This window comes from Bifidobacterium sp. W8103 (assembly GCF_016100775.1).
Taxonomy (GTDB): Bacteria; Actinomycetota; Actinomycetes; order Actinomycetales; family Bifidobacteriaceae; genus Bombiscardovia; species Bombiscardovia choladohabitans.
Genome location: NZ_JACFRV010000001.1, coordinates 309,857 through 334,506 on the forward strand (window position 1 = coordinate 309,857; position 24,650 = coordinate 334,506).

Consider the following 24,650-nt stretch of genomic DNA (forward strand, 5'->3'; position numbering starts at 1 on the left):
TGCCCATGGCACGCAAAAGAACAGCCGTCATCGACGTAGGCGGCGGCTACAGGTCCATCTTCGGCGCCGGCGTCTTCGACCGCTGCATGGAGCAGGGCATCACCTTCGATCACTGCTACGGGGTCTCGGCCGGCAGTGCCAATCTGGCTTCATTCCTGTCGGGTCAGCTCAGGCGCTGCTACCGCTTCTACACTGTGTATTCCTCCCGCAAGGAGTACGCGAGCGTGAGCAACTTCCTGACCAAGCACACCTTCGTCGACCTGGACTACGTCTATGGCAAACTGTCGGCCCACGACGGGGAATGCCCGCTGGATTACCAGGCTCTGAAGGCCAACCCGGCCCTGTTCACCGTAGTGGCCTGCAGGGCCACCGACGGATCCACCGTCTACTTCGACAAGTCCGACCTGGCCCAGGACAACTATGACGTCCTCAAGGCCTCTTCCACTGTGCCAGTAGCCAATAAGCCCTATATAATCGATTGCGTGCCCTATCTGGACGGTGGCATCGCCGATCCAGTCCCGGTCCGCAAGGCCATGGACGAGGGCTATGAACGCATCGTCCTGGTCCTGACACGCCAGAGGGATATTCTGCGCGAACAGAAGAAGGATGTCCTGCCGGCCCGAATCCTGGCCAGGACCTATCCGGCGGCTGGCGAGCGGCTCATGGAGCGCTATCGCACCTACAACGACGAGGTGGCCCTGGCCAAGCAAGCCGAGAAGGAGGGCCAGGTACTCATCCTGGCCCCGGACAGCCTGTGCGGGCTGACCACGCTGAGCAAGTCACTCAAGGGACTCAACGCCATGTACGACAAGGGCTATCGGGCTGCCGAGGCTATAGCCGACTTCCTGGAAAGCTGAACAAGACCTTACAGAACCGGTGTCCCGGTCCCGCCCTCTGTACCCGCATTCCTGCGGCCGTGCCGGGGATCCGCACTGCCCTGGGTGCTCTGGGCGGTCATCAGCGCTGCGGTCATCTGGTTGAAGAGCTCGTTATACCCGCCGGGGGTTGACGCAGGCAGGACCAGGGTCTTGGCATTGCCGGACTCCGCCAGCGAGCGCATCACATCCAGATACTGATTGAAGAGCACCACATTGTTGACGGCATCGATATCCATGCCCACGGCCCGCAGGCTGTTGATCTGGTCCACAATGCCGTTGGCGATCTCCCGCCGGTAGTTGGCCTGGCCCTCGCCCTGCATCCTGGTCTTCTCCGCATCGGCCCTGGCCTGGGTCTCGATTTCGATCCGACGGGCCTCGGCACGCTCCTTGGTGGCCTCCTTCTCGCGCTGGGCAGCGTTGATGGAGTCCATGGCCTGCTTGACCTGGGTGGAGGGGTCGATGGCGGTGACCAGGGTCTTGATGACCGAGAAACCAAAGCGCTGCATCTCCTGGCCCACGGTCTTCTGCACGTCGGAGGCGATGTCGTCCTTGCGGGCGAAGGCATCGTCCAGGCTCAGGGCAGGAATGGCCGACCTGAGGGCGTCCTCCATGTAGGAGCGCAGCTGGCCCGCCGGGTCGACCAGCTCGTAGTAGGCCGTGGACACGTTGGCCGCCTCCACCCGGAACTGTGCGGAGACCTCCACGGTGACGAAGACGTTGTCCTTGGTCTTGGTCTCCAGCTTGACGTTCAACTGGTTGACCCTCAGGTTGGTCTTGGCGGCTATACGGTCAACCAGGGGGATCTTGGCGTGGATGCCCGCCAGCGCCACCCGGTGGTACTTGCCGAAGCGCTCGATGACGTCCGCCTGCTGCTGGGGCACTACGAAAATCCCCAGGAGGAAGATGATCAGCGCCAGAACCAGCACGGCGATCACGATGGCGATGCCTAGATGCATGAGTGTTCTCCTTCGAGCTTAAACCCTTGGATGCCGGACCTGGAAACCGCACCATTCCGGCCTTTCCTCTCATCACCATACATGAAGGACCCGTCTGAATAATCGGTCGGGGCGCACAAGCCGTAATAGACTCGGCTTAACAAGCCTTCAACCCGAAAGGATGAACATGGCAAAACTACGCGGCATCGACGCCGAAATCTTCCCCCTGGTCCTGGGTGGCAACACCTTCGGATGGACCAGCGATGAATCCACGTCTGACCAGGTCCTGGACGCCTACACGGCAGCCGGAGGCAACCTGATCGACACAGCTGACGTCTATTCGGCCTGGGCCCCCGGCCACTCCGGCGGCGAGTCCGAGATCGTCCTGGGCCGCTGGCTGGCCAAGAACGGCAACCGCAACAAGGTCCTGGTGGCTACCAAAGTCAGCCAGCACCCCCAGTACTCAGGTCTTTCGGCCAAGAACATCGAAGCCGCCGCCGATGCCTCCCTGCTCAGGCTGGGCCTGGATGTGATCGACCTCTACTATGCCCACTTCGACGACAGCTCCACCCCCCTGGAGGAAACTGCGGCAGCCTTCGACAAGCTGGTCAAGGAGGGCAAGGTCCGGGCCATCGGTCTGTCCAACTACACCCCGGACCGGATCCGCGAGTGGTTCAGCATCGCACGCAAGGAGGGCCTGACCCTGCCGGTGGCCCTGGAGCCCCAGTACAACCTGGTCTACCGCAAGGACTATGAGGGTGGCCTCATGCAGGTCGCCAAGGACGAGGATCTGGCGGTCTTCCCCTACTTCTCGCTGGCTTCGGGCTTCCTGACAGGCAAGTACCGGACCATGGACGACCTCAAGGGGAAGAAGCGCGAGGGCATGGTCAAGGACTTCTTTACACAGGAGGGACTGGACGTGGTCGCCGCCATGGACGGCATCGCCAAGGCCCACGGGGTCGAACTGGCAACCGTCGCCCTGGCCTGGCTCAACCACAGGCCTGGGATTGCAGCCCCGATCGCCTCTGCACGCACCCCCGAGCAGCTGCCTGCCCTCCTGGCTGCCGCCCATCTGGAACTGAGCGACCAGGATATGCAGACCCTGGATCAGGTCAGCGACAAGGTCAAGGGCTGATCTGCAAGCTTCGTTGCCAGCAGCAGGGCCGATTTTGACGCAATCGGCCTTCCCAGCAGACAAATCGAATGAAAAGGGCTCCCGCCCAATACAGGATGGGAGCCCTTTTATGCGACTACGGGTCAGGCCTTGACCAGGTCGACCCGGGGTTGGTCCAGATCGCCGGCGTTGACGGTCAGGCTGGTGGCCAATGTCTCGTGGGCGATCAGGTCGTTGAACTGCTGGGCCTTGGGGGCATCCTCGGCAGGCAGGGTCAGGGTCAGCCGAATCCGGTCGGCAATGTCCAGCCCGGCGGTCTTCCGGGCATCCTGAACCTGGCGGATCAGATCCCTAGCGTAGCCCTCGGCCAGGAGGTCGTCGTCCAGCTGGGTGTCGAGGATGACGAAGCCGCCGGTGGGCAGGGCTGCGGAGGCTGACCGGTCGGCCTGGGAGCCGTCCTCCTGCTCGATCCGGTTGTCCAGCTCGTATTCGCCCGGCTCCAGGGCCACCGGTCCGTCGGGGGTGGTGACGACCACATGGCCATCCTGCTCTGACCAGTCGCCCTGCTTGGAGGCCCGGATGACGAACTGGACCTGCTTGCCCAGTCGGGGTCCGGCAGCCCGGGCATTGACCTTGAGATCGTGGATGATCCGCAGACCGTGCTGACCGGCCTGGTCCAGGGTGCAGAACTCCACATCCTTGATGTTGAGCTCGGACTTGAGCACGTCCACATAGGGACGGGCCGCGTCGGGGTCACGGACCACCACGGTCAGCCGGGACAAGGGCTGGCGGACGCGGATCTGCTCGGCCTTGCGCAGGGCCAGGGTGGCCGAAACCACCTCACGGACCTTCTCCATGGCAGCTACCAGGGCAGGATCGTCACGCAGGACCAGCCCAAGTTCGGTCTCCTGCCCGGTGGTCTCATCGGCCAGGAAGGGCCAGTCGGCCAGATGGACCGACTCGCCGCCTGTCAGCCCCCGCCAGATCTGCTCGGCCTCCATGGGCGCCAAGGGGGCCAAAACGCGGGCGAAGGCCTCCAGGACCGTGTAGAGGGTGTCGAAGGCCTGGTGATCCTCGCCCCAGAAGCGGTCGCGGTTGTTGCGGATGTACCAGTTGGTCAGCACATCGATAAAGTCGGTCACCGCATCACAGGCCTCCGAGATGGCGAAGTCGTCCAGGGCCTTCTGCACCGACTGGATCAGCCGCCGGGTCCGTGCCAGCAGGAAGCGGTCCATCTCCGGCAGGTCGGCCACACGCTCCGGCGTCAGCGCCTGGGCCTGGTAGCCGGCACCCTTGTTGGCCGCGTTGGCGTAGAGCGTGTAGAAGTAGTAGGAGCTCCAGACCGGCAGCATGACCTGACGGACGGTGTCGCGGATGCCATCGGCGGTGACGACCAGGTTGCCGCCGCGCAGGATGGAAGAGCTCATCAGGAACCAGCGCATGGCGTCGGATCCGTACTTGTCGAAGACCTCGTTCACATCCGGATAGTTGCGCAGGTGCTTGCTCATCTTCTGGCCGTCGGAGCCCAGGACGATGCCGTGGCAGATCACGTTCTTGAAGGCCGGCCGGTCGAAGAGGGCCGTGGACATGATGTGCATGGTGTAGAACCAGCCGCGGGTCTGGCCGATGTACTCCACCACAAAATCACAGGGATCCCTGTCCTCGAAGTACTGCTTATTCTCGAAGGGGTAGTGGAACTGGGCGAAGGGCATGGATCCCGACTCGAACCAGCAGTCCAGCACATCGGTGATCCTGTGCATGGTGGACTTGCCGGTCGGGTCGTCCGGGTTGGGCCTGGTCAGTTGGTCGATCCAGGGCCGATGCATGTTGATCTGTCCCTTGTCATCGGTCGGGTAGCGGCCGAAGTCCTGCTTGAGCTCATCCAGGGACCCGTAGACATCCACCCGGGGGTACTTGGGATCGTCCGAGACCCAGACCGGGATGGGCGAGCCCCAGAACCTGTTGCGGGAGATGGACCAGTCACGGGCGTTGGCCAGCCACTTGCCGAACTGGCCGTCCTTGACGTTTCCGGGGATCCAGTTGATCTGCTGGTTGAGTTCCAGCAGACGGTCCTTGATCTTCGTCACGGAGACGAACCAGCTGGAGACCGGCTTGTAGATCAGCGGGGTGCCGCAACGCCAGCAGTGGGGGTAGGAGTGGACGTAGCTCTTCTCCTGGAAGAGGATGGCCCGGTGCTCGGCTGGGATCTGTGCCAGGGGGCCGTCGCCTGCGCGCAGGTTGCGCACGATGGGCATGTTGGCCTCGAAGGCCTGCAGGCCCTGGTAGTCGGGGCACTGCTCGGTGAAGACGGCGCCGGCATCGAGGACGTCCACGCTGCGGATGCCCTTGGCGTTCAGGGTGTTCATATCGTCCTCGCCATAGGGAGCCTGGTGGACCAGGCCGGTGCCTTCCACGGTGTCGACGTAGTCGGCCGTATAGATGGTATAGGCGTTGGGACCGGGGGTGCCGCCCTCGGATTCGGCCTGCTCCCCGGCGAAGTAGGGGAAGACCGGCCAGTACCGCCGGCCCTCCATCTGGGAGCCCTTGAGGGTACGGACCACCTGGTAGTCCTCCCCCAGCTGCTTGGCGTAGTCGCCCAGACGGGCCGTGGCGATGTAGAAGCGCTTGCCGGCGAAGGGCCCGGACACCGGGCTGACCTCGGAGTACTCGATGTCGGCGCCGACCACGATGGCCAGGTTGGTGGGGACGGTCCAGGGGGTGGTGGTCCAGAAGACCGCATAGGCGTCCTCGTCCCTGAGCTTTACGGCCACGGAGACGGTGGTGTCCTGCCGGTCCTGATAGACATCGGCATCCATGCGCAGCTCATGGTTGGACAGCGGGGTCTGGTCCTTCCAGCAGTAGGGCAGCACCCGGTAGCCCTCGTAGGCCAGACCCTTCTCATAGAGGGTCTTGAAGGCCCACATGACCGACTCCATGTAGGAGACGTCCAGGGTCTTGTAGCCGTGGTCGAAGTCCACCCAGCGGGCCTGACGGTGGACGTAGTCCTTCCACTCGCTGGTGTACTTGAGCACCGAGGCGCGGCAGGCATCATTGAACTTCTCGATGCCCATCTGCTCGATCTGATCCACGCTGTCGATGCCCAGCTCGCGCTGGGCCTCCAGTTCGGCGGGCAGGCCGTGGGTGTCCCAGCCGAAGACCCTCTTGACCTTGTGGCCCTTCATGGTCTGGTAGCGGGGAATGACATCCTTGACATAGCCGGTCAGCAGGTGCCCGTAGTGGGGCAGGCCGTTGGCGAAGGGCGGGCCGTCGAAGAAGACGAACTCATTGTCGGCATGGTCGCCGGACGGTCGGCGGTCCACCGACTTGTTGAAGGTGTCGTCGTGATCCCAGTAGTCCAGGACGGACTCCTCCATATGGGGGAAGGAGGGATTGGGCGTCACCTTGGCCAGAGCCGGGTCCACCACCGCCTTGGGATAGACTTCGCCGTCCCGATTTGTCGCATCTGAGGTATCAGTGGTCTGATTCACCGTTCACGCTCCTCGCTGGTCGTTCATGTCGCCATGTCGAGGACGAGGGACCCATGGGGCCCACCGCGGTACCACCTCGCTTGCCCGGCCAATGACCCGCGCCGGACCGCTTGAACTGGGCTGTGCGGGCCCACCCGTCGGTTCTACTGAGGACCGCCGCAGGCGATCCCGTTCTTCCGAGGGCTCCCCGCTGATGACGGATCAAGGCCCATTGGTGACCAGATTATACCATCCTCAGGAAACCGGACCCGCCCGTTCGCATAACGAAACAGTCGTCAGGACTGGAAGAGATCGGGATGACGTGGATCGCCCGGAAGATCATCCAGAGTGTCCTCGGCACCTAGCGCCTGCCGCCAGAAGTCCAGGGAACGGCCATAGGGGCTGGCCTGGCCCCCGCGAACCTGCAGGTCGGCCTTGGCCTGGAGCACATCCTCCTCGCTCACCCCGTCCAAGAGGCCGACAAGTCCGGCGAATTGATCCGGGTCGTAGAAGATGCCACCGATAACGTCCATAAGTCGGCTGGCACGTTCCATGGGCAGGGAGTCCCAGTGCCTGAGCTCGATGTAGTTCTTCAGACGGACATCATTGAAGTGGGTGGTCAGGATGTGCGCTATCTCGGCATCGTTGAGCCGGCGGTCAGGATAGATCTCCCCGGCGTTTTCGTGCCAGGCGATGAAGACCTGCTGCCCATGCGGCCCCTCCACCTCCGGTGTGTGGGAGACATCGGCCACCATGAGCGGGGTGGAGAGCATGTCCACGGCATAGTCCTCCCAGCAGAAGCCGTCCTCGAACAGCCCGGGAATCAGGCCTGTGCGCTGGGTGTCGAGCCAATCCCAGATCCGCTGACGCCGCAGGGGCATGCGGTTGGGCTTGCCCTCAAAGATTGGGGTGTTGCGGAAAAAGTAGGCCAAAACGGGGCCGATAGCCGTGCCCAGACGGATCTTGGCGATGGCATCGTCCTCATCCTGGTAGTCGATGCTGATCTGGGTGGACGCCGTGCTGCGCATCATCATGGGACCGCACTGTCCGATGCGACCCAGGTAGGTGTTCATGACCGCATAACGTTCCTTGGGATTGACCCCTACATCCGCGTAGGACCCAGCCGGACGGTACCCGTACTCGACCAGCCGGAACCCCAGCCGCTCGGCAATGGGGTCGACCTCGGCACGGAAGCGACGGTAGAGGTCTTCGAATTCTCGGCTGTCACGTACCACACCAAGGGAGCACTCCACCTGGCTCCCGGGCTCCAGGGAGACCACGCAACCCGGCCTGCTCAGCCCGACCAGGTGACCGTCCTCCCGGTATTCCTTATCGCCGTCGTAGCAGGGCTCCAAGGCCGACAGCAGGGCTTCGATGCCCCGCTCCCCCTCATAGGGAACCGGGGCATCGGACCCGTCGTTACGAACCGGCAGATGCTCGACCTCAATGCCGAACCGCCACTTGGACCGCGGTTTTGAACCTCGTGTGAAGTAGTCGACCAGGCTGGCCACATGCCGCGGATTGGGGACCGTCAACAGGTGCGCATACCCAGCGCCTACGCTTTTCCTCATGCTGTCATGGTAAGAGCGGGCGAGGGCTCTGGGCAACCAACACGCGAGGAGTTCCGCTGTCGGATGGTGGTCAGCATACGGTCACCGTCACGGCCTGCAGGTCAGCCCTGCGTGAGGAGGACCCCACCAGCACCTGGAACTGACCGGGCTCGACCCTGCGTTCGCAGTCGGCATCGACCAGGGCCCACTCGGACACCGGTAGATCGAAGACCACCTTCCGGGTCTGCCCTGGATCCAGCTGAACCCTTTGGAAGGCCTTGAGCTCCCGATCAGCCCAGCTGACTGAGGTCACCAGGTCGCTGATATAGGCCTGGACGACCTCGGTGCCTGAGCGCCGGCCGGTGTTGGTCAGATCCACGGTCACCCTGACCGTATCCTCGGGTCCGACGGTATCCGGCCCATCGACCCCAGGCTTTCCGTAGGCAAAGGTGGTGTAGCCCATACCCTGGCCGAAGGCGAAGGCCGGATCCTGGGTCAGATCGGCATAGCGGTCACCATGCTGGCCCCGGATCTGGTTGTAGTAGACCGGCAGCTGCCCGGCATGCCTGGGGAAGGTGATGGGCAGCCTGCCTGTGGGCTCAACCTTGCCGGTGAGAATCCTGGCCAGGGCACGACCGCCCTGCATACCAGGATCGGGCTGCCAGATCAGGGCCCTGGCAGCCCGTGCGGACGGAGGCAGGATCAGCGGCTTGGAGGACATAAGCACGATGACCATGGGCTTGCCCGTCTGCGCCAGGGCATCCAGCAGATCGCGCTGAGGACCGTAGAGTTCCAGGGTGGCAGTCGAACGGCCCTCGCCCACCAGCTGGACCACGTCGCCGACCACGGCCACCACCAGGTCGCTTTGCCTGGCCAGGTCTACGGCCCTGTCGAAGCGGCCCTGATCGATCCTGGCCGGGGCCGCCACCTTGGGCCTGGGCTGGCCATCGGGGAAGAGCGGACCCGCAGGGTCGTCGACCAGACGGAGCACATCGACGCCCTGCTCGCAGTCGAGCCGCCAGTTTGCAGGCAGCTCCTGGCGCAGACCGTCGGCCACTGTCGAGATCATCTCCCGAGGCTGGTCCTTGATCCAGTCGCATTGACCCGAACCGCCAGCCCAGTCCCCCAGCTGGTTCTGGGCATCGTCAATCAGCGGACCCACCAGGGCGATGCTATGCGCTGAATCATCGCCAGGGCGGCCATCGGCATCAACCCCGCCGAACAGGGGCAGGATGCCGTCGTTCTTCAAAAGGACTGCCGACTCCTGGGCCACCTGGAGGTTGAGCTCCTGGTGCTCCTTAGAGTTGATGATCGTCTTCTGGGCTTGGGGGTCGGGCAGACGCGGATCCTCGAAGAGCCCCATGCGGAATTTCAGGGCCAGGATGTGCTTGACCGCCCGGTCAAGGTCCTCCTCGTGCAGAAGCCCGGCATCCAGTGCATCCAAGGCCCCCTGGTAGAAGCCGGGCGTGGTCATGATCAGGTCATTGCCGGCCTTGACGGCGGCTGCAGCGGCCCTGGTGTAGTCGGGCTGCACCTTCTGCTCCCAGACCATCCGGCCCACATTGTCCCAGTCGGTGATCAGGGTGCCCTGGTAGCCCCACTCCCCACGAAGCACGTCGTTGAGCAGCCAGTTGTTGATGGTGACCGGTACCCCGTCGATGGACTCGTAGCCCAACATGAAGGTGGCCACACCCTCCTTGGCCAGGCGCTCGAAAGGCGGCAGGAACCAGGAGAGCAGCTTGCGGTGCGAGAGGTCGGCCTCGGAGGCATCGCGCCCGCCCTGGGTCTCGGAGTAGCCGGCGAAGTGCTTGGCCGTGGCCAGCACGGCATCCTTGGGCAGGGTCCCGGTCATGGCTGATCCTCCCTGGTAGCCGCGCACCATGGCCGAGGCCATCTCGCCGATCAGGAAGGGGTCCTCGCCGAAGGTCTCATCCACCCGGCCCCAGCGGGTGTCCCTGGCGATGCAGAGCACCGGCGAAAAGGTCCAGTGGACGCCTGTTGTGGCGACCTCCTGGGCTGTGGCCCGCCCCATCCGCTGAACCAGTTCAGGGTCGAAGGAGGCTGCCATGCCCAGCTGCTCGGGAAAAATGGTGGCCCCGCGGAAGAAGGAATGGCCATGGATGCAGTCGTCGCCAATCAGCAGGGGAATGCCCAGACGGGTGCGATGAACGGCCTTGTCAGCCTTGATCATGTTCTGCGGAGATACATGCAACAGTGACCCGGCGTGCTGATCCACCACCTCCTTGTCCACTCCCGAGCGGGCATCAAGCTGCATCATCTGGCCCACCTTCTCCTCACGGGTCATGCGGCCCACCAGGTCGGCCACTCGCTCATCCACACTTAGGTCGGGATTGCGGTAGGGCAGGTCCTCCGTCAACTTTCTTGATGCCATCTGGGCACCTTCCTTTCTTCATATCCGGTCAGTCTGAAGCCGATCAGACTGAAGCCGGTCTATCGAACGATGATCGCCAGGTCCCAGGGTCCAATGGTCATTGATTGGCCCTGGTCGACATGAGCCTGAGGATCAGCCTGCCCGTCGGCCACCAGCAGATGCCCCCCATAGGGCGCGTCCAGCCTGACCTCCTTGGATGAATAATTGAGCAGGTAGGCGACCTGCTCCCCCAGGGCATTGATGCCCTCCCGCACGGTGACCAGGCCAGCCAGGTCCCGGGCGGGGCCGCCCAGGCCAGCCGCATCCGCCGCATCCGAAAGCAACATTCGCATGCCCTGAGCCGACGGCAGGGTGCCGATCCACTCCGCGCTGCCGTGGCCGTAATCATGACGGGTCACAGCCGCATACCGCCCCCAGACCGGGTGGTCATAGGAGGCCAGGACCTGAGTGCCTGGTCTCGGATTCAGCAGCTCAATCAGCCCCTGGCAGGCAGGTCCAGCCTGGTCGGCCCCATGCAGATCCAGGGTCAGACCCCTGCCGGGACGGGTGAACTGGTTGTAGTCGATGCCGAACACGTCGGTCAACAGGTGCGGAGCCTTGTCATGCCAGACCTTGAGGTTCTCGTCCGCCACAAAGGAGCGCAGCGTGGCCACCAGGTGACCTCCCTGATGGACATAGTCGGCCAGGGCCTTCAGCGTATCCTCATTGGTGCTGTAGAGGGCAGGAGCCAGGACCATGGCATAGCGGCCCAGCTGGGACCGGTCAGCCTTGTCGCTGATGAAATCGCACTCGATGTTGAGTTCGAAGAGGGCATCGTAGACACGTCTGACCACATCATTGTAGGAGATCTGCCCCTGCTGACGAGGGAAGCCGGTCTCCAGGGAGAACCAGTCCAGGGCGGTCAGGGAGTCGTTGCCCACCATGATGGCGACCTTGTTGCGCTTTTGAAGGTTGATCAGACGCTCCCCCACACCCTTCTGCACTACCTGCCTGCCGAACCGGCCGGCCTCCTCATAGGTGGGGTTGGGCTCCATGTCCTGCGAAAGCAGACCCTTCCAGTAGGTCTCGAAGGAGTTGTGGATGGAATGCCAATGCCAGTACATGACCCCGTCAGCCCCCGAGGCCAGATGGCTGTATGCCTGCAGCCGCAGCTGGCCCGGGTAGGGCAGCCATCCGTTCTGCCCCTGGGCCTCGGTTTCCAGGACCAGGTAGTTGGTTCCACCTTTCAGGCTGCGGGTCATATCCCCGCCGAAGGCGATCTCCTTGCCGGTCAGGTCATCCTCGGTGGGGTGGTAGATGTCCACCCCGGCCACATCCAGGCACTCGGCCGCCTCGAAGTGATCGACGGCTGGCTGGACGCCGTATGACCAGCCCGGACCCCAATCGAAATCGAAGTTGTGGGTGACGAACTGGTCCTCGCGGGCATATTCGCGCACGATGCCAGCCTGCCAGGCCAGGTAGCGGCTGACCTGGCTGCGGCGGAAGCGGTCGAAGGCCGACCCCAGGGATGCGTTGATGGTCCCGGTCAGATCGGGAAAGTCCTCCCAGGAGTCGATCCTGTTGGACCAGTAGTCCAGGCCGAAGGCCGCATTGAGACGGTCCAGATCATCGTCAAAGCGCCGCCGCAGATCCTTGACGAAGAGCCGCTGCATGTCGGGCGATACGCAGTCGTAGTACTTGGTCTCGTTGTCGACCTGGTAGCCGATCACCTGGGGGTTGTCCGCCACATAGCTTATCAGCCTGCGGATGACGCGCTCGCCATAGTACCGGTAGGAAGGGTTGACAATGTCCATGATCTGGCGGGCGCCATACTGGTTGTGGCCCTTAGGGGTATCCGCCAGAACATCCGGGTGCATGGCGACCAGCCAGGAGGGGACGGCATAGGTGGGCGTGCCCACGATGACCTGGATGCCGAAGCGTCCAGCAGCATCCAGCACCCGGTCCACATGGCTGAAGTCGAATACGCCCGGCTGGGGCTCCAGGGTGCTCCAGGTGGATTCGGCGATACGAATGGTGGTGATGCCGGCGGACTTCATCATGGACATGTCCTTGTCCACCCGCTCATAGGGCATATATTCGTCGTAGTAGGCGCATCCGAAGATGAGCCTGTCCGGCAGACGCGTGCCGCCTGACGAAGCTGAGTGGTCCTTGGTTCGGACTGCCTTGTCTGACATGATGAACTCCAATCTTAATCTACGGGACTCAATTCATAGGACGAAGGTGTTCATAGGACGAAGGTGTTGAAGGATCGTGGCTCCAGGGTCACTTGGAAACCTTGGCTCCCTTCGTTATCTTCTCCCGGCCCGCAGAAGGAGAAGGGCATGGCGCGGTCCAGGGCGTTCTGGGCAACGACGACGATCGACCCATCCGGGTTTTCGAAGGCTGTGGCCATGGAGCTGAAATGGCCGCGAGTATCCAGCAGGCGAGCGCCCGGGCGCACATAGTGCGAGTAGTGGCGCATGACGTAGTACTCGGGGTTCCGCCTGACCTGGCCGGTGCTGGTGTCGACGGTGAAGAGGGAGTTCTGCCGCCAGCCCCAGGTGGATATGCCTTGGCCCAGGACCATGTTCCAGTAGGTGTAGCAGGTGGCTCCGGCCCGAAGATACCGGTTGACCAGCGAGAAGACGTATTCGGCGTATTCCCAGGTGTTGCCGCCCATGCCGCATTCGGACTCGGTCTGCTCCAACTCGATCTCTGGCCAGGACTGGTGGGTGCGCTCGATATCATGCTGGCCGGCCCACTGGTAACCGATGCCGGCGATGTACCTGCGGCAGTCCTCGTCGAAGAGGATGTTGTCCACGTACCGGTTGTAGTTCTCCAGGATCATGCCTTCGGGACCGAATTTCATATCCTCGGGACCATTGAGCGTCCCCAGGAAGATGGCCGTGTCCGGCGCCTCCTTGGCGAAGAGGGGACCCAGATAGTCGCGGATGAAGATGCGCATGTCCTCGCTGGACCAGAGGCAGGATGGGAACTTCTGGTCCGCAAAGACCTCGTTCTGCACATGCAGCTGGTCGATGTGGATGCCGCGGCGGTCGTACTCGCGCACATACCGCAGAAGATAACCTGCATAAGCAGACAGGTTGCGCTCGCTCATGTCGATTCGCCCGAAATTGTAGACCTTGGGCCGTTTCATCCAGGTGGGCGGACTCCAAGGGCTGGCGAACAGGCCCATGTCCGGTTGATACTTCCGGGCCTTTCGGATGTATGGAATCAGGGTCTGTTCGTCGTGGTCGACGCTGAAATGCTCCAGGTCATAGTCGCCGTCGGTCTCGTCGTAGCTGTACCAACCCGCGGCGAAGTCGTTGGCACCCACCGGGGTCCTGTTGAAGGTCAGATTCAGCTCGTCCGGACTGAAGAGCTCACGGATGACCCCCTCACGTTTCTCCTCCCCCAGCTCCTGCAAGGGCAACCACCCCAGCTCATTGAAGCAGCCGCCAAACCCTCGCAGCGTCTGCAACTTACCGCCGGTGCATTCCAGATCGGGCGACGACTCCAGAGTCGAAAGTGCCAGGGGTTGTTCCTGCATGGCTTGCTCGCGAGTGGTTGCCACCCAGATTGGTTCTGCATTCCTGTTCATTGATTTTCTGCTCCTTTGCATGGTTTTCCTGTATGTCCACAGAGGCCAGTGTCACTTGACGTTTCTGATCGTCAGGATAAAGACGCATCCCAGCAGGGCGAAGGCGATGGCCGTCGGGAAGGCCGCCGCATAGCCCCAGTTCAGCGTGATGAAGGACATGACCAAAGGACCGGTCATCTGCCCCAGCGTGGTGGCCAGGTTGAGAATGCCCAGATCCTTGCCGGCCTCCTCCTTGCTGGGCAAAACATCGACGTTGAGCGCCTGGTCGACGGAAGAATAGACCCCGTAGCCGAACCCGGCAATACCGGCGTACAGGTACATGCCCATGACCGTGGGGCTGATCCAGGGCATGGCGATGCCAATGGCAAAGAGGACGGAGGCGATGACCACCGGCACCTTGCGCCGCCCGATCAGGTCGGAAACGGGCCCCGAGACCAACGAGCCCAGCAGGGAAACCACCATGGTGATGACGGACATGACCGAAATGGTTGCTGCTGCCTGTGTCACGGTTTGGCCCACATACTTTTCGATGATGTAGAGCTGATAGGCGGAGATCATCTGATAGCTCAGCAGCATGCAGAGTCTTCCGACGAAGGCCTTATAGAAGTCGTGGGCTCCATGGAAGCGCGGAGGCCGGAAAGACTTGAGCACGTCCATGAGGGTGCCCTCATCCTTGGGCAGGTAAGCAGCCGAGCCTTCCCTGGGCATGATCAGAACGGCCACAACACCACCCAGGAACATGAGTACGCCGGCGAGAACGAAGCCAGTGAACATATGGGTCACCAGAGCAGCACCGATCAGAGAACCGATGGGCGAACCGATGGTGGAGCCTGCCCCGTAGAAGGCGGACAGGGTCCCGCGTACACCGGATGGCACGCGGTCGGACAGGATGGCCACCATAGGGGCGATCATGCAGTTCAGGCCGAACATGCAAAGGCAATAGACGATGGTCAGCAGGACCGGGTTGGTGGTCATTCCGGTCAGGAACAGGGTCACACCACCCAGGACTGCGCCGCCCAGGACCCATGGGGTTCGACGCCCGTACCGGGAGCGGCTGCGATCGGAGAAGTTCCCAAAAAGCAGGTTGGAGACCAGCGAAGCCACGGCCGTACAAGCATTGACTATGCCCATCAGCGCCTCGGGAGCGATGCCTGAAACCTGCTTGAGATGCTCGGGAAGCAGCACGATGCTGACAATTCCCAGGCCCGACATCCACAGAATGCCGAAGGCCAGGAAGCTCGCCCCAAAACGAAACAGGGTCTTTTTCGGAACCGGCTTGCCGGTCTCGGGCGATAAGAGTGGATCCCGCTGGGCTGCAGCCAGGGCGGCCTTATGCGCCTGCAGAAGTTCGGAATCGTCCGATGCCGGGGTTGTTGAGTCGCTCATGGTGTCGACCTCTTTCAACTAGTCTTCTCTGACACGTCCAATGTGTGGCAGACAACCATATCTACCAACCATTAGATAATCATATATCTAGCAGGCATTCGATACCTTTGTCAAGTCATTGACCCAATGCGGGGCCGTGAATGGCCAGGACTTCTTTGCTCTATACCCCACCGGGTCGGAACCTGTTGAGCCTAAGGCCGTCACTGTCACGAATCCGGCCCCATGTACCATGAGTATCAAACGACCGACAGCACCCAGGCGCTCAGGGACAGCGAAAAGGAGCCACAAGACCAGACAATGGCGAGCCGAACCAGAAAATCACCTGAGGTGAGACGGGCGGAAATCACACAAGCCGCCGCCCATCTCATCAGCCAGCATGGATACAACGGCATATCCCTCAAAGATGTCGCTGACATGGTGGGGATGTCACAGCCGGGCGTCCTCCATTATGTTGGCAGCAAGGAAGGGTTGCTATCCCTCCTGGTCACGGACATTTATGACGTCAATGGCACCCCGGAGGAATTCATGCAGACAGGCCTGCCCGGGTCCGACCCCGATCATCCGCATCTTCCGGCCTATTTCGACTATCTGGTCGCCCACAACGCGGGGCGGCCCGAACTCACCCAGCTATATACGGTCCTGGAAACCGAGGCCATCTCCACCAACCATCCCTTGCACGATTACTTCATCCGCAGGCCGACAGAGGTCTGGAAGCACTATTCCAAATTCCCCTGGCTGCTTCCTGATGGCATAGAGTGGGCGGCAGACATGCCAGGCAAGGTGAGAATGAGTCTGGAAGTCATGGACGGCATACAGATACGGCTGCTGCGTGAGCCGAAAATCGACTACATCCGGGAATGGAGCCGGTTCAAGGCGCTGATCTTCCCCTCCCCACTCTGGGATGGGTACTGCTGATCAAACCCACGACCGCAGGAGTCAAGCCGACAAAGTGATACCGGGCACCGGCCAGCCCGACTAGTCCATCCTGAAGGGCCTGGCATCATAAGGCGCCTGATACCGGCGATCCCTCCAGAAGTATTCATAATCGTGGTCATTGATTGGACGGACGACCTTGCAGGGGTGGCCGTAGGCGACCACGTCGGAGGGGATGTCCTTGGTGACCAGGGACCCCGCCCCGATGACAGTGTTGTCTCCGATGGTCACTCCCGGCATGACGATGGCGCCTGCTCCAATCCACACATTCCTGCCGATGCTGACCGGAACCGTGAACTGGGGTGTTCCATAGGCTCGTATATCGGGGCGAATGGTGTGCCCGGTGGTGACGATGGTGACATTGGGACCGAACATGGTGTGGCCGCCTATGTCAACGCGTCCGTCGTCAACCAGAACCAGGTTGAAGTTGGCGTAGCATTTGCTCCCCCAGTAGGTGTTGCAGGCCCAGTTGGCCCGTATCGGCCCCTCAATCCAGCTGCCTTGGCCGAATGAGCCGAACATCTTCTTGCAGAGGTCCTGCTTCTTCTCCACCTGGCTGGGACGGCAGGCGTTGAACTCGAAGACCAGATCCTGCTGGGCGTCCTGGACCTGCTTCATTTCGGGTGTATCGGCAATGTAGATCTGGTCGGTGTCCAGCAGAGCCTTGATCTCCTCACGGCTGGTCATGGGAACCCCCTCTTTCCTTGATCCTCGTGGTTCAGCAATTCCGAGGCCGGCGCATTGGTTCCAAACACCGGCCTCGGCCTGGCGGCTACAGGCTCTCCAGAACCTTCTCCTCGTCCTGGACGGGTGCTGCCTGCCCCGCATCCAGGCCGGTCGATTCCGCCGGCTGGGATTCCACGGCTGCCTTGTGGTCCTGGCCGAGCTTTTCCTGGTCGCCCGGCTTCTTGGCAGCGGCGATCATCAGCTTGATCCTGTTGAGCTGGTTGGCCTCAGAGGCGCCGGGATCGTAGTCGATCGAGACGATGTTGGCCTCGGGGTAGGTCCTGCGGATCTTGCCGAACATGCCACGCCCGGTCACGTGGTTGGGCAGGCAGGCGAAGGGCTGTGCGCAGACGATGTTGGGCGCGCCGGACTGGATCAGTTCGATGATCTCACCGGTCAGGAGCCAACCCTCTCCGGCCTGAACACCCAGGGAGGTGACCGATGCGGCCTTCTCCCTCAGATCGCTGATGTGGGCGGGAATGTCGAACTTCCCATGGGAGGCCTTGAAGCCGGCGATCATGGGGGCACGGTAGACATCCGCAGCCTTGAGGACGATCTTCTTGACACCCACCTGGCCGCCGGTGCCCAGCATCTCCTCGTTCCATTCAGCGTTGGAGATGCCGTTGACCATGAAGTCGCAGACACCGGGGAGCACGGCTTCGCATCCCTGACTCTCAATCAGGTCGACCACGTGGTTGTTGGCATCGGGATGGTACTTGACCAAGATCTCCCCGACTACGCCCACCCGTGGCTTGCGGGGGATATTGCGCAGGGGCAGCTGGTCGAAGGCCCGGATCATCCGCTTCATCAGCGTGCCATAGGGCAGATAGCCATGGCCATAGACCTTCTTGGCGGTCTTGGAGTACCCGTGGTGCTCGATGGTCTCCTTGCAGATCGTGTCCCAGAGCTTGTAGAGCTTGTTGGCTGAGCCGGGCTCCTGCTCGTAGGGGCGGACCCTGAGCAGGCACTCGATCATGGCGTCGCCCAAGTAGAAGGCCTTGACGGCGCGGTGCAGCAGAGCCGGAGTTACCTGAAGGCCGGGATTGGCCCGGAATCCTTGAACGCTCAGGGTGATGATCGGGACGTAGCCATAGCCTGCATCAGCCATGGCCTTGCGCAGAAGGCCGTAGTAGTTGGTGGCCCTGCACATGCCACCGGTCTGGGTGACGATGACCGCACACTTGTGCGGGTCGAACCTGCCGGACAGGAAGGCGTTGACCAGCTGCCCCACCACGATGATGGCAGGGAAGCAGGCATCGTTGTTGACGTATTTGACGCCGGTGTTGATGTCTTCGGCCGTGGCATGCTTCAGGAGCTCGAAGTGGTAGTCGGCGCTGGAGAAGACCGCCTCCAGAAGGGAGAAGTGGACGGGGGACATCTGCGGTGCCACCACTGTGAATTTGTGCCCCATCTCCTTGGTGAATCGATGTTCTGTGGCGTACTTGGACAGGGTCGGCTTGGCGGCAGCCCCGCTGGCCTGGACATCCTTGCCCTTGTTGTCGGCTTCCGGCTCCTGTTGCCTTGATGCCATGGTCTCCCGGATGGGCCTGATGCCCATGGGATGAAGACCTATCAGACCCTGATCGCTCTTATCGTGCAGGGCCACGAACCGTGCCAGAGCCACAATGTCGGCCTTGCGCCGGGAGAGGTTGATCTTCTGCGCGTTGGTGGGCCGGAATCCATCGGATTTCGACTTGTCGGACGCATTCACTCCCGCCGCTTCACTATCGCTGGCAGACTCTTGAGATTCGTGAGAATCGGATGAATCCTCCACCCGAACAAGGTCAGGCAACGGGGCAGCATCCTCGACCGCGACCTTAGCAGGCGCCTGCTCCATAAGGGAGGCTTCCTTCTGGTCTTCGCTGTCCCCCTGGGCCAGATCCCGCTGATGGCGTTCGTCCATGGCGGCCTTCAGCGAGCGCAGACGGATCTTGGCTGCACCCAGGTTGGAGACCTCATCGATCTTCAGCTGCGTGTAGACATCTCCCTTATCGGCCAGAATCTCCTGGACCTGGTCGGTGGTGATGGCATCCACCCCGCATCCGAAGCTGACCAGCTGGACCAGCTGCAGGTCGGGATACTCGGAGACGAACCTGGCTGCTGAATAGAGCCTGGAGTGGTAGGCCCACTGGTCGGTCACCCTCAGAGGCATCTTCTGATGATCGTCGCCGAATCCCGGCACGGTCTTCCTGAACTTGGCGGCCGTGGGGTTGTTCGAAGCCAGGGCCCGCTCCCCCGCCGCCGGAATGATATAGTCGCTCAGCTTGGGCAGTTTATGCACGTCCAGCTCGCAGATCGAGTCCTCGGAGAGCACGGCCATGCCCAGGGAGCAGATGGTCTCGGGAATGCCGTGGTTGACCTCGGGGTCCACATGGTAGGGGCGTCCCGACAGGACCACGCCCTTGACTCCATACTCCTGCATGTAGGCCAAAGCACGAAGCCCCTCCTGGCGGACATCCTCCTTGAACCGGGCATCCTCACGGTAGGCCTCCTGGACAGCGGTCCGGGCCTCCTCCTCGCTGACCTTGGCCCAATCGAAGACCTTGACGATCCGCTCGACCATCTTCTCCTTGTTGGACAGGTTGAAGTAAGGCCTCATGAAGCGGACGCCGTTCTCCTTGAGCTCGGCCATGTTGGCCTCGATCACCACCGGGTAGTTGGCCACGATGGGGCAGTTGTAGTGGTTGTCCGTATCGGGAACCAGTTCCTGCTCATAGGTGACGCAGGGGTAGAAGATGGTCTTGATGCCCTTGTCGACCAGGGAGTGGATGTGCCCATGGACCAGCTTGGCCGGGTAGCATATGTTCTCGGAGGCGATGGACTCCATCCCACTCTCGAAGAGCTCATGGTTGGAACGCCCGGAAATCATGACACGGAAGCCCAATGAGGTCAGCAGGGTAAACCAGAAGGGGTAGTCCTCATACATGTTGAGCACACGGGGAATGCCGATATCGCCCCTGGTGGCCTTGTCGGGGGTCAGACGACGGTAGGCGAAGGCCCGCTTGTACTTGAAGTCGTAGAGGTTGGGACGGTCGGAGCGCTTCCTGTTCTTGTCTCCGCCACGCTCGCAGCGGTTCCCGGTCACGTAGCGGCCGCCGTCCTCGAATTCGGTGATGGTCAGCTTGCAGTGGTTCTGGCAGAGCTTGCAGACATCGTGGGTCGTGGTCATGGAGAGGTTGTCCAGATCATCCCCCGCCAGGATGGAGCTGACCACATGGCCGTCCCGCACCTTCAGGTCGGGCAGGGTCGTCTTGAAGCCCTGGTCGTTCTTGGAGGCAATCTTGTTGACGGCGACCGGTGACACCTTTGACTGGGTGGAAGTCGGAGCCCTGTTGGGCGTGGTCGGCGTGCTGCCCACGGACTTCGCCCCGTCGACCACGTGAGAGCTTGCCGCGACGATATCCTCGACCTCTTCATTCTGCGGGCAGTGCATGCGGGCCGTCAGCGCGGCGCCGTAGGCTCCCATGAGCCCGGCGATGTTGGGCCTGGTCACCTTGCGGCCGGTCAGGAGTTCGAAGGCCCGCAGAACGGCATCGTTGAGGAAGGTGCCTCCCTGGACCACGACCACCGGCCCCAGGGCGTTGGCGTCACGCAGCTTGATGACCTTGTAGAGGGCGTTCCTGACCACCGAGTAGCAGAGCCCGGCGGCGATGTCCTCCGGGGAGGCGCCCTCCTTCTGAGCCTGCTTGACCGAGGAGTTCATAAAGACCGTGCAGCGGGAGCCCAGATCGGTCGGGGCCTCGGAGGCCAGCGCCTGCTTGGTGAAGTCCTGGATGCTGATGCCCATGGACTGGGCGAAGGTCTGCAGGAAGGACCCGCAGCCTGCCGAGCAGGCCTCATTGACGCAAATCGAATCGATGACCCCGTCGTTGACGGCGATGTACTTCATATCCTGCCCGCCGATGTCGATGACCGAGGTGACGCCGGGGCTGATCTCCTCGGCGGCCCGGTAGTGGGCCATGGTCTCGACCACACCCTCGTCAACATGCAGACCAGCCTTGACCAGACCCTCACCATATCCGGTTGCGCAGGCACGGGCGATGTAGGCGCCCTCCGGCAGGGACTTCCTGACCTCCTTGACGATGTTGGCGGCGGCGATCAGCGGGCTGTCCTTATGCACTCCGTAGGTGGACCAGACGATGGTCTTGTCATCGTTGATCAGGACGGCCTTGATGGTGGTGCTGCCCGCATCGATGCCCAGGAAATGCGGCCCCTCGGCTCCGGACAGATCCCCGGTGGGGATGACCTGGGCACCATGCCGGTCATTGAACTCCTTGCGCTCGTCTTCGTCCAGGAAGAGCGGCCGTATCGTTCTGGCCGTGGAAGGCATGTTCTCCAGGCCCTTCAGGGCGGAGAGGACACCATCCAAGGAAGTCAGATCAAAGTTCATGTCCTGATTTCGGCTGGCATCCGTGGCGGCCTCAGCCGCCGGAACCTTGTTCCCACCGTCCACCAAGGTGGTGGTGCGGCCATCCTGCATGGCATCCTGCAGAGCCATCTTGTCCAGGTTCGAAGCCTTCTCGGACCTCGCCTTGTCGACTTCAGCCCGGTCCAGCCCCCAGGCCGGGCCGAAGGGGTCGTTTACATCGGTCTCTGGCGAGTAGTCGGTCTTGACCTGCTCGGCCTTGTCCTGGTCGTCCTGGTCGTGGCGGCCAGCCATGATGGCGGCGCCATAGGCCACATAGAGGTGCGCGTTCTCGGGAATGATGTAGCGGCTGACCCTGTCCTGGAGGATCCGTTTGAAGGCTTCCCTCAGCTCACTCATAAAGAAGAGGGGCCCACCCAAAAAGATCACGTTGCCACGGATGGGACGTCCGCAGGCCAGACCTGAAATGGTCTGTGTGGCAACGGCGTTGAAGATGGATGCAGCCAGATCCTCCTTGGCGGCTCCGTCGTTGATCAGGGGCTGCAGGTCGGACTTGGCGAAGACCCCGCAACGCGATGCGATGGGATAAATGGTCTTGTATTTGGAGGCCATATCGTTCAGGCCTGAAGCATCGGTATTGAGCAGGGTGGCCATCTGGTCAATGAAGGCTCCGGTCCCGCCTGCGCAGGATCCGTTCATCCGCTGCTCCGGGGTGGGCTTCAGATAGGTGATCTTGGCATCCTCGCCGCCCAGCTCGATGATCACGTCCCCTTCGGGATAGGTGGCGTTGATGGCCTCGGTCTCGGCGATGACCTCCTGGGCAAACTCAGCCTGAAGCTGGCTGGCAAGCTCCAACCCGCCCGAGCCGGTGATCACCAGGCTGATGGGGTTGCCGGCCAGGCCAACCCGTGACAGGGAAAGCCTGATGTCGGTGACCAGTTCCGCCACGCACTGTCGCACATTGGCGTGGTGGCGGCGATAGTCGCTGAAAAGCGCCTGATCCAGCCTGTCTCCTCTGCCAAGAACCACGGCCTTGACTGTGGTGGAACCAATGTCCAAACCCACACGCAGGAGATCCCGCGGTCCTGTGCCCTTATATCGACCCGCTATGTCGATGCCATCAGACATGAAACAACCTCAATCCGTGAGACCGCCGCATGATGGGCTCGAAAAGCAGACACCACATCATATCCGGCTTACTTTATTTATGCTACCGCCAGAGCGTGAATAACTTCCGCGATATGAGGGAAACAAGACTGTCTCCTTTGACACAGCCGCTGGGAAAACCGCCTCTGCTGCAGGCAAGCCGCAGACGAGGGCAGTTGCCTCAAGGCGTTGTTCCAACCCTTCTCCTCCACACTTTCACCTCAATCACGGCCTCCTGGCAAGCGGGAGAAATGACACTGTGCCCTCGGCGAAATCGGCTTAGGAACAATCAAGAGAGGGCCTGCAGAGGACATGGAATTGTCCCCGTATTGAGAGACCCTGAAAGGACGTTTCCTTTGCTGACCAACCCGCATACCGTCCTGTACAGGCCATGCCGGATGGGTTGGTCAGGCTGGTGGAACCGATGGTCAGGAGGCATCAGGTGCGAGCATACATGGGTTCGAACATGCGCGGGTCGATGGGTACGCCGGCTGGCTCAGCCCCATCCGGACTGGCCCCCAGGCCCTTGGATCAACTGCCCCGCCTGGCACGCGATACCACCGAGGAAGATCCATGGCCGGTCAGCGTGCTCAGCCAGAAGTACCACGACGCAGTGGCCCGCTGGCCCGGAGCCTGGGTGGAGGGTCAGATCGTGGAGATCAACACCCGCCGGACTGGTTCGGCATACCTGACCCTGCGTGACAACTTCGAGGACATCTCCATCAACGTCATGGGCTTCCGCGCCTTCGCCACCCAGGCCAGGGAATTCCGCCAGGGCGACCGGGTGGTGGTGCACGGGCGGCCCGACCTGTGGATCAAACAGACCCGTCTGAGCTTCATGGCCGACAGGATCAAGCGTGTGGGCACCGGAGACTTGAAGGAGCAGATCGACCAGCTCAGGCGTAAGCTCAAGGGCGAGGGCCTCTTCGATGCGGAAAACAAGGTTCCCCTGCCCGAATTCCCCCGGCGCATCGGCCTGATCTGCGCACCCAAGGCCAGGGCCGAGGGGGATGTGATCACCAACGCCCGTCTGCGCTGGCCCACCATCGAATTCTCCGTGGTGCACGCCCACGTCCAGGGTCCTCAGTGCCCGCGCGAGGTGGTCGAGGCCATCCAGAAGCTGGATGCTGATCCTGCTGTGGATGTGATCATCGTGGCCAGGGGCGGCGGCAGCTTCGAGGACCTGCTGGGCTTCTCGGACGAGTCCGTGGTCCGGGCCACGGCAGCCTGCGTCACCCCCATCGTCTCGGCCATCGGCCACGAGGACGACTGGACCCTGATAGACCTGGCGGCGGATCTGCGCGCCTCAACCCCCACCGACGCAGCCAAGCGGGTGGTGCCCGACCTGGTCGAGCAGGAGGGCATCATCCAAGAGGCCCGGATGCGCATAAACGCGCGCATCGAGAATATGGTCGAAGGCGAGACACGGCTGATCGAGGGATACGCCAACCGCCCCAGCCTGACCAAGCCGCAGACCATGCTGGACAAGCCCCAGCGGCTGGTCGATGAGTCCCTGGTTCGCCTGGACATCGCCCTTCGGCGGATCGTGGACGACGCATCCCTGACCGTGGAGAAGCTCCAGTCCTCGCTGACCGCCCTCTCTCCCCAGTCCACGCTGGACCGCGGATACGCAGTCGTGCAGACCCTGGACGGGAAGGTGGTCGTCAGTCCCCAGCAGGTCCATACCGATCAGGATCTGACCCTGACCGTCAAAGAAGGCCGGATCGAGACCAGGGTCGTCAGCGGGCAGTGACCGATCCTACGCGGTCAGCCACATATAATCATCAGCGATAATCATCCTTATTAATTAAAAATTTGATAACGCACCAGATAAGAAGAGGAGCAGGCATGAGCGACACCGACGAGGCGCAGACCAAGGAGCAGGGTGAGGAAGAGCCGGTACTGGCTTCGGCCTTGAGCCAGAAGGAACGCGATACCATCGCCAAACTGCCCTATGAGCAGGCCCGGGATCAGCTAATCCAGGCGGTTCAGGCACTGGAGGCCGGCGGCCTGGACCTGGATGCCTCCATGCGTCAGTGGGAGATTGGCGAGGCCCTCGCCAAGCGCGCCCAGGAGCTGCTGGGCCAGGTGCGGGCCAAACTCGATGCGGCCCAGCAGGAGCAGGCCAGCGCCGGGGCCCAGGCTGGCACCCAGTCCAACCTGGATGCCTGAAGTCC

At 62.2% G+C, this 24,650-nt stretch carries 13 protein-coding genes and 2 pseudogenes; 5 read left to right on the plus strand and 10 right to left on the minus strand.

Annotated elements, in window-relative coordinates; translation table 11 throughout:
• Positions 1-5: 5 nt before the first annotated feature.
• Entirely contained in the window at positions 6-857 is an 852-nt protein-coding gene (locus H3U90_RS01270) for a patatin-like phospholipase family protein (protein ID WP_198176729.1), read from the plus strand.
• Positions 858-865: 8 nt separating this feature from the next.
• On the opposite strand, the gene H3U90_RS01275 is transcribed toward H3U90_RS01270, so the two are convergent.
• Positions 866-1,834: an SPFH domain-containing protein gene (locus H3U90_RS01275; protein ID WP_198176730.1), complete on the minus strand. Its 969-nt coding sequence runs from the start codon at positions 1,832-1,834 to the stop codon at positions 866-868.
• Positions 1,835-2,000: 166 nt separating this feature from the next.
• Here H3U90_RS01275 and H3U90_RS01280 point away from each other — a divergent pair, with 166 nt between their 5' ends.
• Entirely contained in the window at positions 2,001-2,948 is a 948-nt protein-coding gene (locus tag H3U90_RS01280) for an aldo/keto reductase (protein ID WP_198176731.1), read from the plus strand.
• Positions 2,949-3,070: 122 nt separating this feature from the next.
• Here the strand turns inward: H3U90_RS01280 and ileS are convergent, their stop codons facing one another.
• The 6 genes from ileS to H3U90_RS01310 form a co-directional block, all read right to left on the minus strand.
• Positions 3,071-6,415 (minus strand): mupirocin-resistant isoleucine--tRNA ligase, encoded by a 3,345-nt coding sequence (gene ileS, locus H3U90_RS01285; protein WP_198176732.1) that lies wholly within the window; start codon positions 6,413-6,415, stop codon positions 3,071-3,073.
• 275 nt (positions 6,416-6,690) lie between these two features.
• Complete coding sequence (locus H3U90_RS01290; protein WP_198176733.1) at positions 6,691-7,965, minus strand: glutamate-cysteine ligase family protein; 1,275 nt, start codon at positions 7,963-7,965, stop codon at positions 6,691-6,693.
• A gap of 70 nt (positions 7,966-8,035) precedes the next feature.
• Positions 8,036-10,336, minus strand: a complete 2,301-nt coding sequence (locus tag H3U90_RS01295) for a glycoside hydrolase family 3 N-terminal domain-containing protein (RefSeq protein ID WP_198176734.1) — start codon at positions 10,334-10,336, stop codon at positions 8,036-8,038.
• A gap of 59 nt (positions 10,337-10,395) precedes the next feature.
• Positions 10,396-12,510, minus strand: a complete 2,115-nt coding sequence (locus tag H3U90_RS01300) for a beta-galactosidase (protein ID WP_269748678.1) — start codon at positions 12,508-12,510, stop codon at positions 10,396-10,398.
• A gap of 50 nt (positions 12,511-12,560) precedes the next feature.
• A complete protein-coding gene (locus H3U90_RS01305; RefSeq protein WP_232340535.1) occupies positions 12,561-13,916 on the minus strand; it encodes a glycoside hydrolase family 30 protein in 1,356 nt (451 codons plus the stop codon).
• Between the two features lie 51 nt (positions 13,917-13,967).
• Complete coding sequence (locus H3U90_RS01310) at positions 13,968-15,302, minus strand: MFS transporter (protein ID WP_198176736.1); 1,335 nt, start codon at positions 15,300-15,302, stop codon at positions 13,968-13,970.
• A gap of 297 nt (positions 15,303-15,599) precedes the next feature.
• Between H3U90_RS01310 and H3U90_RS01315 the strand changes: the two genes are divergently transcribed.
• Positions 15,600-16,217, plus strand: coding sequence for a TetR/AcrR family transcriptional regulator (locus H3U90_RS01315; protein ID WP_198176737.1), 618 nt, complete (start codon positions 15,600-15,602; stop codon positions 16,215-16,217).
• A 60-nt stretch (positions 16,218-16,277) separates the two neighbouring features.
• On the opposite strand, the gene H3U90_RS01320 is transcribed toward H3U90_RS01315, so the two are convergent.
• The 3 genes and pseudogenes from H3U90_RS01320 to H3U90_RS08430 all read right to left on the minus strand — a co-directional run.
• Entirely contained in the window at positions 16,278-16,922 is a 645-nt protein-coding gene (locus H3U90_RS01320; protein ID WP_198176738.1) for a sugar O-acetyltransferase, read from the minus strand.
• An 85-nt stretch (positions 16,923-17,007) separates the two neighbouring features.
• Positions 17,008-21,303 (minus strand): annotated as a pseudogene (locus H3U90_RS01325) (acyl-CoA dehydratase activase-related protein); the annotation flags it as partial.
• Positions 21,304-21,591: 288 nt separating this feature from the next.
• Positions 21,592-22,455, minus strand: a pseudogene (locus H3U90_RS08430) (BadF/BadG/BcrA/BcrD ATPase family protein); the annotation flags it as partial.
• Between the two features lie 496 nt (positions 22,456-22,951).
• Between H3U90_RS08430 and xseA the strand changes: the two are divergent.
• The gene (gene xseA, locus H3U90_RS01330) at positions 22,952-24,226 is read left to right on the plus strand and encodes an exodeoxyribonuclease VII large subunit (protein ID WP_198177567.1); all 1,275 of its coding nucleotides are present in this window, start codon (positions 22,952-22,954) and stop codon (positions 24,224-24,226) included.
• 95 nt (positions 24,227-24,321) lie between these two features.
• Positions 24,322-24,645 (plus strand): exodeoxyribonuclease VII small subunit, encoded by a 324-nt coding sequence (locus H3U90_RS01335; protein ID WP_198176740.1) that lies wholly within the window; start codon positions 24,322-24,324, stop codon positions 24,643-24,645.
• The last annotated feature ends 5 nt before the right edge of the window (positions 24,646-24,650 follow it).

Excerpts from the sequence above, each read along its gene's own strand:
- H3U90_RS01270 (WP_198176729.1), top strand. The coding sequence starts at position 6 with ATGGCACGCAAAAGAACAGCCGTCATCGACGTAGGCGGCGGCTACAGG.
- H3U90_RS01275 (WP_198176730.1), bottom strand. The coding sequence starts at position 1,834 with ATGCATCTAGGCATCGCCATCGTGATCGCCGTGCTGGTTCTGGCGCTG.
- H3U90_RS01280 (WP_198176731.1), top strand. The coding sequence starts at position 2,001 with ATGGCAAAACTACGCGGCATCGACGCCGAAATCTTCCCCCTGGTCCTG.
- H3U90_RS01290 (WP_198176733.1), bottom strand. The coding sequence starts at position 7,965 with ATGAGGAAAAGCGTAGGCGCTGGGTATGCGCACCTGTTGACGGTCCCC.
- H3U90_RS01295 (WP_198176734.1), bottom strand. The coding sequence starts at position 10,336 with ATGGCATCAAGAAAGTTGACGGAGGACCTGCCCTACCGCAATCCCGAC.
- H3U90_RS01300 (WP_269748678.1), bottom strand. The coding sequence starts at position 12,510 with ATGTCAGACAAGGCAGTCCGAACCAAGGACCACTCAGCTTCGTCAGGC.
- H3U90_RS01305 (WP_232340535.1), bottom strand. The coding sequence starts at position 13,916 with ATGAACAGGAATGCAGAACCAATCTGGGTGGCAACCACTCGCGAGCAA.
- H3U90_RS01310 (WP_198176736.1), bottom strand. The coding sequence starts at position 15,302 with ATGAGCGACTCAACAACCCCGGCATCGGACGATTCCGAACTTCTGCAG.
- H3U90_RS01315 (WP_198176737.1), top strand. The coding sequence starts at position 15,600 with ATGGCGAGCCGAACCAGAAAATCACCTGAGGTGAGACGGGCGGAAATC.
- H3U90_RS01320 (WP_198176738.1), bottom strand. The coding sequence starts at position 16,922 with ATGACCAGCCGTGAGGAGATCAAGGCTCTGCTGGACACCGACCAGATC.
- xseA (WP_198177567.1), top strand. The coding sequence starts at position 22,952 with ATGGGTACGCCGGCTGGCTCAGCCCCATCCGGACTGGCCCCCAGGCCC.
- H3U90_RS01335 (WP_198176740.1), top strand. The coding sequence starts at position 24,322 with ATGAGCGACACCGACGAGGCGCAGACCAAGGAGCAGGGTGAGGAAGAG.